This is a genomic window from Mycolicibacterium arseniciresistens (assembly GCF_030519285.1).
GTDB classification, from domain to species: Bacteria; Actinomycetota; Actinomycetes; order Mycobacteriales; family Mycobacteriaceae; genus Mycobacterium; species Mycobacterium arseniciresistens.
Genome location: NZ_JAUMSQ010000005.1, coordinates 19,235 through 33,627 on the forward strand (window position 1 = coordinate 19,235; position 14,393 = coordinate 33,627).

Consider the following 14,393-nt stretch of genomic DNA (forward strand, 5'->3'; position numbering starts at 1 on the left):
GAGCCGGCGGGTCGCCGGTCGCCGAGCCCTGCCAACGTGCCGCCGCCCGTCGAAAGGGTCACGTATGCAGCGGGTTTCACTCGGTGGCCGCCTGCTGCGGCAGTGGATGATCCTGGTGGCGATCGTCGTCATCGCCATAGCGGGCTTCGCGGTGTACCGGCTGAACGGCATCTTCGGATCCGAGGACGTCACGTCCACCCCCAGCGGCGCAGCGAACGAGATCGTCCCGTTCAACCCCAAGCGCGTCCTCATGGAGGTGTTCGGCCCACCAGGCACCGTCGCGACCATCACCTACACCGACATCGACGCCCAGCCGCAGCGCGTCGACGGCGCGACCCTGCCGTGGACTTACGACACCACCACCACCCAGCCCGCGGTCTTCGTCAACGTCTCCGCCCAGGGTGACAGCGACTCCCTCGGCTGCCGGATCACGATCGACGACGTCGTCAAGGACGAGAGAACGGTCACCCAGTTGAACGCCTACACCTTCTGCCTGGACAAGTCCGGATGAGCCAGCACCTCGCCGAACGCCCGGCGAAGACCGACCGCGTCGCCACCTGGATCCGGCGGCTGGCCCTGCCGATCGTGCTGGTGTGGGTGGCGATCGCCGCCCTGACGAACGTGCTGGTGCCGCAGCTCGAGGTGGTCGGCGAGGCACAGAACGTGGCGTTGAGCTCACCCGATTCGCCGTCGCTGCAAGCCTTTCAGCGGATCGGCGAGAAGTTCGACGAGTTCGACTCCGACAGCGCGGCGATGGTGGTGCTCGAAGGCGAGCAACCCCTGGGGGCCGAAGCGCACACCTACTACGACGAGCTCGTCAAGCGGTTCGAGGACGACACCACCCACGTCCAGCATGTCCAGAACTTCTGGGGCGACCCGCTGACGGCCGCGGGTTCGCAGAGTCCGGACGGCAAGGCCGCCTACGTCCAGGTGTTCCTCGCCGGCAACCAGGGCGAGGCGCTGTCGCTGGAATCGGTTGACGCGCTGCGGCAGATCATCGCCGATACGCCTGCGCCGCCGGGCATCAACGCCTATGTCGCCGGCTCGGCCGCGCAGATCGCCGACCAGTTCGAGGTGGGCAACGAAAGCACGGTGCTGGTCACGCTGTTGACCGTCGGCGTGATCGCGGTGATGTTGCTGATCGTCTACCGCTCGCCGGTGACGATGATCCTCGCGCTCGTCACGGTGCTCATCATGATGTCGGCGGCCCGCGGAATCGTCTCATTCCTGGCTGATTCCGGATTCATCGGCTTGTCGACGTATTCGACGAACATCCTGACGTTGCTGGTGATCGCCGCCGGTACGGATTACATGATCTTCTGGCTCGGCCGCTATCAGGAGCGGCGCAACGAGGGTATGGAACGCGAGGCCGCCTTCTTCGACGCGTACCGCGGAACCGCGCACGTCGTCCTCGGCTCGGGGCTGACCATCGCGGGTGCCGTTGCGTGCCTGCACTTCACCCGTCTGCCCTACTTCCAGAGCCTCGGTATCCCGGCGGCCATCGGTGTGCTCGTCGCGCTCGCGGCGTCGCTGACGCTGGCGCCCGCCGTGCTGGTGATCGGCAGTAAGTTCGGCCTGCTCGACCCGAAACGCAAGACCGCCAAGCGTGGTTGGCGACGGATCGGCACGGCGATCGTGCGGTGGCCGGGGCCGATCCTGATCGCGACGATGGCGCTGGCGCTCGTCGGACTCGGGGCGCTTGGCGGGTACAAGGTGAGCTACGACGTCAGCCCGTACATGCCCGACGACGCCCCGTCGAACGTCGGGTATGCGGCCGCGGAGCGGCACTTCTCGAAGGCGCGGCTCAATCCCGAACTGCTGATGATCGAGACCGATCACGACCTGCGCAATCCGACAGACATGATCCTGCTGGAACGGGTGGCCAAGGCCGTGTTCCACACCGAGGGCATCGCGCAGGTGCAGTCGATCACGCGGCCGCTGGGCACGCCGCTGGACCACACGTCGATCCCGTTCCAGATCAGCGCCAACAGCGCCGCGCAGATCAACAACCTGCCGTATCAACAGGCCCGGGCGCAGGATCTGCTCAAGCAGGTCAGCGAGATCAACACGTCGATCGACACACTGCGGCAGCAGTATGCGCTGCAGCAGCAGTCCGGGGAGATCACCCACGAGCAGAGTGAGGCGTTCCAGAACACGGTGGCGATCGCGGCGGAGCTGCGGGACAAGATCGCCAATTTCGACGACTTCTTCCGTCCGATCCGCAACTACTTCTACTGGGAACCGCACTGCTACGACATCCCGATCTGCTGGGCGTTCCGGTCACTGTTCGACGCGCTGGACGGTATCGGTGAGCTGACCGATCAGCTGGCCAGCGTGTCGGGGAGCATCGCCAAACTCGATGAGCTGCAACCGAAGCTGCTGGCGCTGATACCGCCGCAGATCGCGGTGCAGGAGACCAACCGCGACCTGACGATGACGAACTACGCGACGACGTCAGGGATCTACGATCAGACGCAGAAGGCGCTGGAGAACTCGACGGCGCTGGGGAAGGCCTACGACGCGTCGAAGACCGACGACTCGTTCTATCTGCCGCCGGAGGTGTTCAGCAACTCGGAGTTCATCCGTGGGCTGAAGCTGTTCCTGTCACCGGACGGCAAGGCGGCGCGAATGATCGTGACGCACGAGGGCGATCCGGCGACGCCCGAGGGTATCTCGCACATCAACGAGATGCGCGACGCCGCAAAGGCGGCGGTCAAGGGCACACCGTTGGCGGGGTCGAGCATCTACATCGGCGGGACGGCGTCCACGTACCAGGACATCCAGGAGATGGCGCACTACGACCTGATCATCGCCGGCATCGCGTCGCTGACCCTGATCCTGCTGATCATGATGTTCATCACCCGGAGCATCGTCGCCGCGCTCGTGATCGTGGGCACGGTGGCGCTGTCGCTGGGGGCGTCGTTCGGGGTGTCGGTGCTGGTGTGGCAGCACATCCTGGGCATCCAGATGTACTGGGTGATCCTGCCGTTGGCGGTGATCCTGCTGCTGGCGGTGGGGTCGGATTACAACCTGCTGCTGGTGTCGCGGTTCAAGGAAGAGATCCACGCCGGCATCAACACGGGCATCATCCGGTCGATGGCGGGCAGTGGCTCGGTGGTGACGGCGGCCGGCCTGGTGTTCGCGTTCACGATGGCGTCGTTCATCTTCAGTGACCTGCTGGTGCTGGGGCAGATCGGCACGACGATCGCGCTCGGCCTGCTGTTCGACACGCTGATCGTGCGGTCGTTCATGACGCCGTCGATCGCCGCGCTGCTCGGGCGGTGGTTCTGGTGGCCGGTGAAGGTGCGCCAGCGCCCGGTGCCGCAGAAGTTCGGCGACGAGGACACCCGCCAGCTCTCGCTGTTCTAGCGTGCATGCCGACTGAGCGAGGCGGGAGCGGGAACCCACCCCTACAGTGACCAGAGGTCCAGACAGGGGGCGGGATGGCATCGGTGAGCACGGCGGCGACGTCGACGTGCGCTCCGCTGCGCTCACCGGTCTACCGCGCGCTGTGGATCGCGCAGCTCGTCTCCAACCTCGGCACCTGGATGCAGACGGTGGGCGCGCAGTGGATGCTCGTCGGCGATCCGCGGGCGGCCGTCCTGGTCCCGCTGGTGCAGACCGCCACGACGCTGCCGGTGATGCTGCTGGCGCTGCCGTCAGGTGTGCTCGCCGATCTGATCGACCGGCGCCGGCTCCTCATCGCCACCCAGGGGGCGATGGCCGCGGGAGTGGGCCTGCTCGCCACGCTGACCGGTTTCGGGTTGACCACGCCGGCGGTGCTGCTGACGTTGTTGTTCGTCATCGGCTGCGGGCAGGCGTTGACCGCGCCCGCGTGGCAGGCGATCCAGCCTGATCTTGTTCCGGCCGAGCAGATTCCGGCCGCGGCCGCGTTGGGCAGTATGAGCATCAACGGTGCTCGGGCGATCGGACCTGCGATCGCCGGGGTGCTGGTGTCGCTGTCCGGACCGACCCTGGTGTTCGCGCTGAACGCCGTCTCGTTCGTGGGCATCGTGTTCGTCCTCGTCGCGTGGCGCCGCCCCGCCGTCGAGAGCGGCTATCCCCCCGAGCGGGCACTGGCGGCGCTGAGCGCGGGCGGACGATTCATCCGCAGCTCCCCCATCGTGCGACGAATCCTGTTGCGGGCGGCGTTGTTCATCGCACCGGGCAGCGCGATCTGGGGTCTGCTGCCGGTGATCGCCAGCGACCGGCTGGGGTTGTCGTCCGCGGGGTACGGGTTGCTGCTGGGGGCGCTCGGCGCGGGAGCGGTGCTCGGCGCGTTCATGTTGTCCCGGCTGCGTGCGCGGTTCGGCCAGAACACCATGCTGACGCTCGGTGCGGCGGGTTTCGCGGTGGCCACCGCGGTGCTGGCGCTGGTGCCGATCTTCACGGTGGTGTTCCTGGCCCTGGTCGTCGGTGGCGCGTCATGGCTGCTGTCGCTGTCGACGCTCAATGCGTCGATGCAGCTGAACCTGCCCGCGTGGGTACGGGCCCGCGGATTGTCGGTGTATCAGCTGATCTTCATGGGCGGGCAGGCGTTGGGTTCGGTGGTGTGGGGAGTGCTCGCGGGGACCACCACCAGTTCGATCAGCCTGCTGGTCAGCGCGGCGCTGCTGGTGGTGTGCGGACTGTCGTCGTTGTGGTGGCCGCTGCACGCGAACACCGGCAATCTCGACCTGACGCCGTCCGCGCATTGGCCCGAACCGACGCTGACCTTCGAGCCCGAGCCGTTGGACGGGCCGGTCCTGGTGCTGACCGCGTATCGCGTCGCGGCGTCGGACGAGGAAGGCTTCCTGTCCGCGATGGCCGTGCTGGGTCGGTCCCGTCAGCGCACCGGGGCAGCGGAGTGGCGTCTCTTCCGGAGCGTCGAGCATGAGTCGACGTTCGTGGAGTCGTTCGTCGTGCGGTCGTGGGGCGAGCACATGCATCAGCACTATGTCCGCCTCACCGGCCAGGACCGGCTGATCGAGGAGGCGGTCGAGCGTTACATCGACGGCCCAGCGGTCTCCGAGCACTACCTGGCGGTGCGCGACAGGAAGTGAGGTGGCAGTGGTATCACTCCGGTATCATCACGTTCATGGGGATGACTCTGCGGACCAGTGACGAGCAGACCGAAGCTTTGCGGCGACAGGCCGCGGCCGAAGGGCGGTCGATGCAGGCTGTTGCGCTGTCCGCCATCGATGAGTACATCGCACGCCGAGCGCACACCGAGAGGGTCGATGCGGCACTGCAACGGGTAGTCGCCGATGAGGCCGGCGTACTGGAGCGCCTCAAGAACGCGTGATCGAGTACCTCGACCTCGACGATCTCCTCCACATCGCCCGTCGTGTCATGGGCGAGGACGTCAAGATCAGGGACTACGGATTGCTCGAATCGGCGTTGGCGCGGCCCCGTGCGTCGGTTTACGGCCGCGACGCATACACGGATCTCCACCTCAAGGCGGCCGCGCTGCTGCACTCGCTGGTACGCAATCACGCACTGGTGGACGGAAACAAGCGCCTCGGGTGGACCGCGTGCCTGACGTTTCTGGCAGTGAACGGACAATGGGTGCGCGCTACCGAAGACGACCGCTTCGATTTCGTCATCCGGGTTGCCACAGGGGCCGAAACGGACCTCGCAGATATCGCGGGACAACTACGCGAGTGGTGCGATCAGGCGAGGTAAAGAACCCACTCACACGACTTCCTCGTCGAAGAGATCACCATGATCTCTCGCCCACTTGATCACCTCCTCGTGGTATCCGGGAGCCGACTCGTCGATGGCCGTGAGCGCCTCCGCTGTCAGACCGTCCCGAATACCGCTCTGCGCGTGTGCAAACGGCACATACGCTCGCAACAGCTCCGGGGCGTTGATCAGGACCTCCAGTTGAAGGTCGTGATCGCAGTACGACGAGTCGCTCAGCGCCCCCCGGATCCGCAACCTGCTCCACCGCAGCGGATCCGCGGTGCCGGATTCCAGGAGTACCGTCAGCAGCTCCCGGTAGTCAGACCCGCGGAACCGCCGTCCCGCCGTCGATTCGAAGAACTGCCCGAGGACGACAGCGGTGTCCTCCCATTTCCAGAACGGAGGATAGAACGCCGTGCCGCCCTCGGGGAGGTGTCGAATCAGCCACCGTACCAACGGGCGGCACCCCGGCCACTGGCTGTATTCGTCGAAGAACAGCGCACGTTCGAGTCCATGGTGAATCCACGCCCTGGCGTCGGCGAGGCTCATATCGACGATGCTGGAGTCGCCATCATGCTCGTCGGCACCCGGCATGACGTCGTCGATGCACTTCGTCCAGAAGACGACGTCCGCGACCTCCGACATCTCGTTGTGGTCGATCGCGACCGCGCAGGTCAACTCCTGGCCGCCGGTCAGTCGCGCGCCGAGCCACAGTTCATCACGGTCACCGAGGACGTGCGTTCTGCGCACTGCCCGGTGGACCCAGATGTCAGACAGGTGGCGCAGCCACGCCGGCAACAGGTGCGTCCGCGACGCCAGCGCGGTTCGGCATCGCGCCTGCAACTCCTCGTCGTCGGGCAGGAGTTCGGCAAGGACGGTCAGCATGACCGTGGTCTCACGGGTATCGGTGCCGCTGTAGACGGCGATCAAGGCATCCAAAGGAAACGGCTTCTCCTCTGGTGACTTCAGTTGAGTCCACGGGTCGGGTTTCGACTGGTGAACAGCCGTGCTGGCCAAACCAAGCAGGTCCAGCGGACCGCTCGCCAATGCGAGACGCACCTTGTCGACCATCGGCGGCTCATCCGGACTTCGCCCGTTCCGGTTCTTCATGCGGCGTGCGTCACGCCGCCCCTGCTTGGCTCTTCTCCGCCTGCGTCCGTCGTCCATGGCGCGGAAGCTACTCCCGACCGGTGACATCGCCGGACTACAGTGCGGCCATGGCCGGCATCGTCCTCACCGACGAGTTCCGTCGAGCGCTGGACCTGTTGGCCGGCGGCCGCCACCTCTTCCTGACTGGAAAGGCGGGCACCGGCAAGTCCACGCTGATCCGGCTGTTCACGGCCGACACCGACCGCAACGTCGTGGTGGTCGCGCCCACGGGGATCGCCGCGCTCAACGTCGACGGCTACACCATCCACAGGCTGTTCGGCTTCCGCACCACCACGACGCTCGACGACATCCGCAACGGCGCCTACCGCCCGGGACGGTTCACCAAGACTCTCGCATCGCTGCAGACGCTGATCATCGACGAGGCCTCGATGGTCCGCGCTGACGTCTTCGACATGGTGGCCGCGGCGCTCGAGCGGTTCGGCCCCGCTCCCGGCGCGCCCTTCGGCGGCGTACAGATCGTCCTCGTCGGCGACCTTTACCAACTGCCGCCGGTGGTCAGCGAACACGAAGCCGGCTTCTTCACCACCGCCTACGAGACGCCGTACTTCTTCTCCGCCCGCAGTTTCGACCGCGACGACTTCCCGACCATCTCACTGACGACGGTGTTCCGGCAGCTCGGCGACGACCGGATGACCGGCATTCTCAACGAGATTCGTGAGGGCGTGCTGCTCGGCCACGCGCAGCAGCAGCTCAATGCCCGGGCCGACGCCGACTTCGTCCCACCAGACGGCGAGTTCTGGCTCACCCTCGCCCCGACCAACCGGCTCGTTACCGCACGCAACCGCCAGCATCTCGAACGGCTGCCCGGCGACGAACTGGTCCACCAGGCGCGAGCGTCCGGTGACCTGTCGCTCTTCGATCCGCCGGTCGAGGAGACGCTGCGGTTCAAGGTCGGCGCACAGGTGATGATGCTCAACAACGACCAGGGCGACCGCTGGGTCAACGGCAGCATCGGCCGCGTCGTCGGTGTCGGCTACGACCGCTACGGCGCCGTCGTCGAGGTGGAGTTCCCCGACGGCTCCGTGGCCGACGTCACGCCCTACACGTGGGAGGCCACCCGGCCGGTGGTGTCCGGCTCGTCGCTGGGCCGCGAGGTGATCGGGTCCTACACCCAGCTGCCGTTCAAGCTGGCGTGGGCGATCACGATCCACAAGAGCCAGGGCCAGACGCTCGACCGGGTGATCGTCGACCTCACCGGCGGCATGTTCTCCACCGGCCAGCTATATGTCGCGCTGAGCCGCTGCACGTCGCTGGCCGGGCTGGTGCTGAAACGCCCTGTGCTGCCGAAGGATCTAAAGACCGACCGGCGCATCGCCCGCTTCCTGCGGACCGCGAACGGCGGCACGGGCACGCGACGGTACTGCGCGATCGGCATGCTGACCGTCGGCGACGAGGGGCGGATGTCGCGGCCCCGGCCGGTGGAGCTGGCGGTGGCGTTCGACGACGGCACCGCGCTCTCGACGCTCGCCAATCCGCAGCGCGACCTCGCCGATGCGCGAACGGCGTTCGGCATCACCGTGTCCGATGTGCTGCTGGCGCCGACGCTGCGCGAGGCGTGGGCGGTGATCGCTCCAATGCTGGCCGGCTGCACGCCCGTCGGGGTCGACGTAGACGACCAGCTCGGTCTCATCGACTTCGAACTCAAACGTTTGGGCTTCGTGACGGCGATGCCGTTGGGCGTCGAGCTGCGCGGTACGCGGATCTCGGGGCGCACCGCGCTGGAGCGCGCCCGCTCAGCTCTGAACGCACACAATGGAATGCCCGCCGAGGACGGCTCGTCACCGTTCGAGGAACCCGACGCCGTCGAGTCGTCCGGTCTGCTGGTGAGCCGTGACCTCCACGCACCCACACCGGTCGCCGACCACCTGCCCGGGTTGTCCGCGTTGCTGCGGATCAGCCGTGATGTCAGCGCCGTGCTGCTGGGCGCGTCGGTGCCGAGGGACCTCGACGCGCCGGCGGATGCGGCGGCGCGGCAGTCGGTGGCCGACCAGCTGCGCGCGGCGGCGGCGCGGGTGCAGCTGCCGATGGAGGTGGCGGCCCGGCTCGAGGAGGCGTCACGGCTGCTCGGGGTGGACATCGGCACGGACGCGCTGTGCACTGGCGGCGACGACATCGCGGCGACGCTCACGCCGGGGATGCGCATCTGCTTCACCGGCACGGCGCAGGACAGCGCTGGTCGGATCGTCGAGCGCCCGGAGATGGAGCGGCTGGCCGCCGAGGCGGGGCTGACGCCGGTAAAGACGGTGTCGAAGACCCGCTGCGACGTGCTGGTGACCGCCGAGGTGGGCACGCAGTCGGGCAAGGCGCGCAAGGCGCAGGAGTACGGCAAGCCGGTGTTCTGCGCCGACGACTTCTTCGCCTGGCTCGAGACCCGCTAACCGGTTGTCCCGCTTGGGTACTGTAGGCACGGCGAGGAGAGGGCACGCTGTGATCACCCACGTTTTCTTCGATTTCTTCGGCACACTGGTCGATTACGACCCGTCGGTGCATCCGGCGAATCGCAATGCGCCGTGGGATTTCGCGCGGCGCGCGGGTGTGCCGATCTCAGCAGACGAGTCGAATATGAAGTGGCAGAAGGTCTGGGACGATCTCGATGCCGATGCCCATCGAACAGGCCGGGAGTTCTCGATGCACGATGTGGCGCAGCGCTTTTGGCGTTCCATCGGATCGCCCTCGGTCGGCTCGGATTCCACCGAGGCGTTGATCGCCGAGTATTTCGAGGCGTGGACGGCCGACGTGTTCGTCGCCGCCGGAGCCTTGGAGTGCGTCGCTGATCTGGCGTCCGACCGCACCCTGGCGATCGTCAGCAACACCCACGATTCACGGTTGGTTCCTCGGCTGGCACGCCAATTCGGATTGCACGATCACTTCGACCGTATCGTGACGTCCGTCGATGTCGGCTGGCGCAAGCCTCATCCGAAGATCTACGAAGCCGCCCTCCGTGACTGCCAGGCATCCGCGGGCAACGCGGTCTTCGTGGGCGACAACTGGACGGCCGACGTCGAGGGACCCCGACAGGCGGGGATGTCGGCGATCTATGTCGGTCCGCCCGCCGAGGAGCGCCCAACCGTCACGTTGAAGGAGCTTCCGGAGCGAGTTCGGTCACTGGATTGAGCAGTGCGTCACCCGCTTGCGCTCGAACCTTCGGTGTTGAGCAGCAGGACCCGCGTGTCAGGGCCGAGTCCGAATCGCGAGCGCGCTGGTTCGGCGGCCAGGATCTTGAGCGCGGCGAGTCCCGCGGCGCCGCAGGGACCGGCATCGAGGCCCTCTGCCGCAAGATCAGCCACGGCCCGCGTGGCCGCCTCGTCGTCGACCACCACAGCGCCCACGAGCCCGCGCTGCAGATCGGGCCAGGCGAGATAGGCGGGGGTGCCGCAGTTCAGCCCCGCCATGTTGGTCTGCCCGGTGGGCACGGTCGTCAGGGCGCCCGCGGCCAGGCTGGCCCGCAGGCAGTCGGCGACCTCGGGCTCGACGGCGATGACGCGGCAGTCGGTCCGGGAACGGGCGAAGGTCACCGCGGCGTGGGCGAGCGAGCCGACTCCGGCGGGCACGACGACGAGGTCGATGCCCGCGCCGAGTTCTGCGGCCTGTTCGGCCGCCTCGTCGAAGAGAGTGGCATAGCCGTCGACGATCCACTGCGGAACGTCCTCGTAGCCCGGCCACGAGGTGTCCTGCACCAGAAGCGCATCCGGATCGGCATCGGCGAGCGCGGCAGCCTGCCGGACCGCGTCGTCGTACGACACGTCGAGGACGCGCACCTCGGCCCCTTCGGCACGGATCAGGTCGATGGCTCGCTCGGAGACCCCACGCGGGATGACGATCGTCGCCGGCAGCTTCATCAGCGCCGCCATCCGCGCCACCGCGCGTCCGTGATTGCCGTCGGTGGCGGTGACGAGCCGGGGCCGGTCGCCCGTACTGCGTTGCAGCGCACGATGGACGGCCCACGACGCGCCGAGCATCTTGAAAGCCGGCAACCCCAGTCGCAGCGACTCGTCCTTGACCAGCACCGCGCCCAGCCCGAGCGTCTCGGCGATCGCCGGAAGCGTCAGCAGCGGGGTCACGGCGTAGCCCGGCAGGGTTTCGTGGAAACGCCGGATGTCCTCGGTCTCCCGTGGTTCGGCGGTATGGCCGGGGTTCCAGCCGGGGTTGAGCAGAAACGGTTCGGTCGTCAGCACGACACACCTCCTGCCGACGAAGACTAGGCGCAGTCCGGGCGGCGCAAAATCTTCGATTCCTGCCGTCGATCCGGCAGCATCGCTGAAGTGTCTCCCTAGACTCGAGTGATGTTGGATGTGCGCCGGTTGCGATTCCTCGTCGAGCTGAGCCAGCGCGGCACCATCGCGGCGGTGGCCGCGGCTCTGCACATGAGCCCTTCTGGCATCTCCCAGCAACTGGCGCTCCTCGAACGGGAAGCCGGTGCCGCACTGCTCGAGCGGATCGGTCGGGGGGTGCGGCTCACGGAGGCGGGACAGCGGCTCGCCGATCGGGGCGCCGACATCCTGGCCGCCCTCGAGTCGGCGCAGTCCGAACTACGGTCACCCGAGGAGCCACCGACAGGGACGTGTCGAGTGGCGGCCTTCGCCAGTGCTGCCCGGGCGCTGGTTCCCGCACTGCTCGACTGCCAACAACGCCATCCGGGCCTTCGGGTCGAACTGGTCGAATCCGAACCCGAGGTAGCGGTGCCGGCCCTGCTGACCGGCGACTTCGATCTGGTCGTCAGCGAGGAGTATCCCGGCGGCACACCGGCGTTGCCCCGCCACGTGCACCGCGAGATCCTTGCTGAAGACCCCCTGGAGATCGTCGTTGCGTCGTCGTTGCTGGGGACGCGCGATTTCACGAGAACGGCGAAGAACCTGCCCTGGGCGCTGGAACCCGTGGGCGCCGCGTCGCGCTCCTGGGCAGTGCAACACTGCCTGGGCCTGGGCTTCACACCCACCGTGCAGTACGAGTCCTATGACCTGAACCTGCTTCTGCTGGTGGTACATCAGAGCGCCGCGGCCAGCATCCTGCCGCGATTGGTGCTGCCGCCTCAGCGGGAGACCGCCTCGCTGGTCAGGCTGGAGACCGGCTGGTCACGACGACTGGTCGCACTCACCCGCCGCGCCCGGGCCGGTGACCCGTCCGTCGCAGCCGTCCGGCGTTCACTGCAGGGGCAGTTCCGCGAATCGGTAGTTCCAGTGACGAATCGACTGCAGTGACTCACGCTGTTCCTGGGTGTGCAGGCCGGGGATACTCGGAGCACGACGACCCCTACGAGGGCAGGAGGCCCATGGTGCCGCAAGTGGCGTTGACGACGGATATCGGTGAGGGACTGGGCCGTTGGAGCCTCGGGGACGACGATGCCCTGCTCGAAATCGTCACCAGCGCGAACATCGCGTGCGGCTTCCACGGCGGCGACCCGGGCATCATGCGACGAACGTGTGCCATCTCGGTCAAGAACGGCGTGGCGATCGGCGCGCAGGTGAGCTACCGCGACCTGCACGGCTTCGGTCGCCGCTACATCGCCATGCCCGGCGACGAGCTGCGCGACGACCTGCTCTACCAGATCGGGGCGCTCGAGGTGTTCGCCCGACTGGCAGGCGGCAAGGTCGATTTCGTGCGCGCGCACGGCGCCCTGTGGACCGTCGTCACCAAGAACACCGAGCACGCCCAGGCACTGGTGGACGCCACCGTGGAGTACGGCGGAGACCTGCCGCTGCTCGCGTCGCCCGGCACGGAGGTGTGGCGACTCGGCGAGCAGGCCGGCCTGAGGATGGTCGCCGAGGCTTTCGTCGACCGGGCCTACACCCCGGAGGGGCTGCTGCAGTCCCGCCTCGAGCCGAACGCGTTGCTGACCGACGCCGACGCCGCTTCGGCACGAGCCGTGCAGATGGTCAAGGAAGGTCATCTCACGGCCAACGACGGCAGCGAGGTCGACGTCACCGCGGAGGCGCTGCTCGTGCACTGCGACACCCCCGGCGCCGTCGACATCGCGAGGAAGACCCGCGCCGCGCTCGAGGCCGCCGGGGTCGAGCTCGTACCCATTCGGTGACTTCTCGAGTCGCCGACGTGCCGGCATTGCGGCCCTGCGGCGAGCACGCATGGCTCCTCGACCTCGACGACAACGCGATGGTCCACCGTTGGGCCGCGGCGATCCGCGAGGCCGAACTGCCAGGTGTGCGCGAGGTGGTACCGGGACTGACCACCGTCCTCGTCACCTTCGACGCCGGCCTGACGAACGCATCCGCGCTGCGCGCCGCGCTCTGTACCCTGCAGCCCCGTCCCGACCAGTCAGAAGATCACGATCATCACGTCATCGACGTGCGGTACGACGGTGAGGACCTCGACGACGTGTCGAAGCTGACCGGCCTCACCGTCGCCGAAGTGATTGCCGCCCATACCGAAAGCGTCTGGACCGTCGCCTTCTGCGGCTTCGCTCCGGGTTTCTCCTACCTGGTGGGCGGTGATCCACGGTTGTACGTGCCCCGGCGCGACGAGTCCCGCGTCCGGGTGCCTGCCGGTGCGGTCGCCATCGCGGGCGCGTTCTCGGCGGTCTACCCCCGGGTCTCCCCCGGCGGCTGGCAACTGCTCGGCCACACCGACGCTGTGCTGTGGGACTCCGCTGCCGACCCGCCTGCCGTCCTCCGCCCCGGGGCGGTGGTGCAATTCCGTCGTGTCGGCTCATGAGTCGGCTCACCGTCGAGTCGGTCGGCGTGCTGGCGCTGCTGGAGGACCGCGGCAGACACGGACTGGCCCACCTCGGCGTGGGGCAGTCCGGCGCCGCCGACGGGGCGTCGTATGACCTGGCGAACAGACTCGTCGGCAACGTCGCGGGCACACCGTGCCTCGAAATCACCCTGGGGCGCATGGCTTTCAGCGTCGATGCCCCGACGTTGGTCGCGGTGACCGGCGCGCCGGTCAGCATCACGTGCGGCGGCCGCGCACACGGCATGAACGCCGCCTTCACGGCGCGGGCCGGACATCGCATCACCCTCGGCGCCCCGACCGCGGGGCTGCGCACCTATGTCGCGGTTCGCGGCGGCCTCCGCGGCCAGGATGTGCTCGGATCGATGTCGTGGGACACCATGGCCCGGCTGGGGACGCCACCTCTGCGAGCCGGTGACGTCCTCCCACTCGGCAGCGCCGCGGCGGATTGGCCCGCACTCGACTTCGCTCCCGTCGCGACGTGGGGCGCCGAACCGCTGGTACTGCCGCTGCAACTCGGGCCCCGCGACGACTGGTTCTGCGACGAGGCCCTGGACCGACTGGGCAGCGCCGAATTCACCGTCACGTCCGACGCCGATCGTGTCGGGATCCGGCTCGCCGGTCCGGAGCTTCCGCGGCGGCGAAGCGGTGAGCTCGGCAGCGAGGGCGTGGTCCTCGGCGCACTACAGGTCCCCACCCGGGGTCGACCCACACTTTTCCTGGCCGACCGGCCGGTGACCGGCGGATACCCGGTCATCGGTGTGGTGCCGGAAGCGGCGGTCCACCGGGCCGCCCAGGCAGTACCCGGCACCTGTGTCCGCTTCGCTGTCGCCGGCCGAATATTCACTGGCAACGACTGACAAAGAGCGACTCTC

The 14,393-nt window shown here is 67.9% G+C and carries 13 protein-coding genes; 11 read left to right on the plus strand and 2 right to left on the minus strand.

Annotation, left to right across the window (positions count from 1 at the left end; translation table 11 throughout):
• Positions 1–64: 64 nt before the first annotated feature.
• From Q2100_RS01470 to Q2100_RS01490, 5 genes are all read left to right on the plus strand, one after another.
• Positions 65–511, plus strand: coding sequence for an MmpS family transport accessory protein (locus Q2100_RS01470; RefSeq protein WP_302912551.1), 447 nt, complete (start codon positions 65–67; stop codon positions 509–511).
• Positions 508–3,369, plus strand: coding sequence for an MMPL/RND family transporter (locus Q2100_RS01475; RefSeq protein WP_302912552.1), 2,862 nt, complete (start codon positions 508–510; stop codon positions 3,367–3,369). The genes Q2100_RS01470 and Q2100_RS01475 overlap by 4 nt, the downstream gene beginning before the upstream one ends.
• 74 nt (positions 3,370–3,443) lie before the next feature.
• Positions 3,444–5,042 carry an MFS transporter gene (locus Q2100_RS01480; protein WP_302912553.1) on the plus strand — a complete coding sequence of 533 codons (1,599 nt, stop codon included), beginning with the start codon at positions 3,444–3,446 and terminating at the stop codon, positions 5,040–5,042.
• Between the two features lie 35 nt (positions 5,043–5,077).
• On the plus strand, positions 5,078–5,284 hold the full coding sequence (locus Q2100_RS01485; RefSeq protein ID WP_302912554.1) for a CopG family transcriptional regulator: 207 nt from the start codon (positions 5,078–5,080) through the stop codon (positions 5,282–5,284).
• Entirely contained in the window at positions 5,281–5,664 is a 384-nt protein-coding gene (locus tag Q2100_RS01490; protein ID WP_302912555.1) for a type II toxin-antitoxin system death-on-curing family toxin, read from the plus strand. The genes Q2100_RS01485 and Q2100_RS01490 overlap by 4 nt, the downstream gene beginning before the upstream one ends.
• Positions 5,665–5,673: 9 nt before the next feature.
• Here the strand turns inward: Q2100_RS01490 and Q2100_RS01495 are convergent, their stop codons facing one another.
• Positions 5,674–6,735, minus strand: a complete 1,062-nt coding sequence (locus tag Q2100_RS01495; RefSeq protein WP_302912556.1) for a hypothetical protein — start codon at positions 6,733–6,735, stop codon at positions 5,674–5,676.
• Between the two features lie 146 nt (positions 6,736–6,881).
• Here Q2100_RS01495 and Q2100_RS01500 point away from each other — a divergent pair, with 146 nt between their 5' ends.
• Both Q2100_RS01500 and Q2100_RS01505 read left to right on the plus strand, forming a co-directional pair.
• Complete coding sequence (locus Q2100_RS01500; protein WP_302912557.1) at positions 6,882–9,212, plus strand: AAA family ATPase; 2,331 nt, start codon at positions 6,882–6,884, stop codon at positions 9,210–9,212.
• Between the two features lie 49 nt (positions 9,213–9,261).
• Positions 9,262–9,948 (plus strand): HAD family hydrolase, encoded by a 687-nt coding sequence (locus Q2100_RS01505; RefSeq protein WP_302912558.1) that lies wholly within the window; start codon positions 9,262–9,264, stop codon positions 9,946–9,948.
• 8 nt (positions 9,949–9,956) lie between these two features.
• Here the strand turns inward: Q2100_RS01505 and Q2100_RS01510 are convergent, their stop codons facing one another.
• Entirely contained in the window at positions 9,957–11,009 is a 1,053-nt protein-coding gene (locus Q2100_RS01510) for a diaminopropionate ammonia-lyase (protein ID WP_302912559.1), read from the minus strand.
• Between the two features lie 108 nt (positions 11,010–11,117).
• Between Q2100_RS01510 and Q2100_RS01515 the strand changes: the two genes are divergently transcribed.
• From Q2100_RS01515 to Q2100_RS01530, 4 genes are all read left to right on the plus strand, one after another.
• Positions 11,118–12,032 carry a LysR family transcriptional regulator gene (locus tag Q2100_RS01515; protein WP_302912560.1) on the plus strand — a complete coding sequence of 305 codons (915 nt, stop codon included), beginning with the start codon at positions 11,118–11,120 and terminating at the stop codon, positions 12,030–12,032.
• Positions 12,033–12,103: 71 nt separating this feature from the next.
• Complete coding sequence (locus Q2100_RS01520) at positions 12,104–12,865, plus strand: LamB/YcsF family protein (RefSeq protein WP_302912561.1); 762 nt, start codon at positions 12,104–12,106, stop codon at positions 12,863–12,865.
• Positions 12,862–13,500 carry a 5-oxoprolinase subunit B family protein gene (locus Q2100_RS01525; protein ID WP_302912562.1) on the plus strand — a complete coding sequence of 213 codons (639 nt, stop codon included), beginning with the start codon at positions 12,862–12,864 and terminating at the stop codon, positions 13,498–13,500. The genes Q2100_RS01520 and Q2100_RS01525 overlap by 4 nt, the downstream gene beginning before the upstream one ends.
• Complete coding sequence (locus tag Q2100_RS01530; RefSeq protein WP_302912563.1) at positions 13,497–14,378, plus strand: 5-oxoprolinase subunit C family protein; 882 nt, start codon at positions 13,497–13,499, stop codon at positions 14,376–14,378. The genes Q2100_RS01525 and Q2100_RS01530 overlap by 4 nt, the downstream gene beginning before the upstream one ends.
• Positions 14,379–14,393 lie beyond the last annotated feature (15 nt).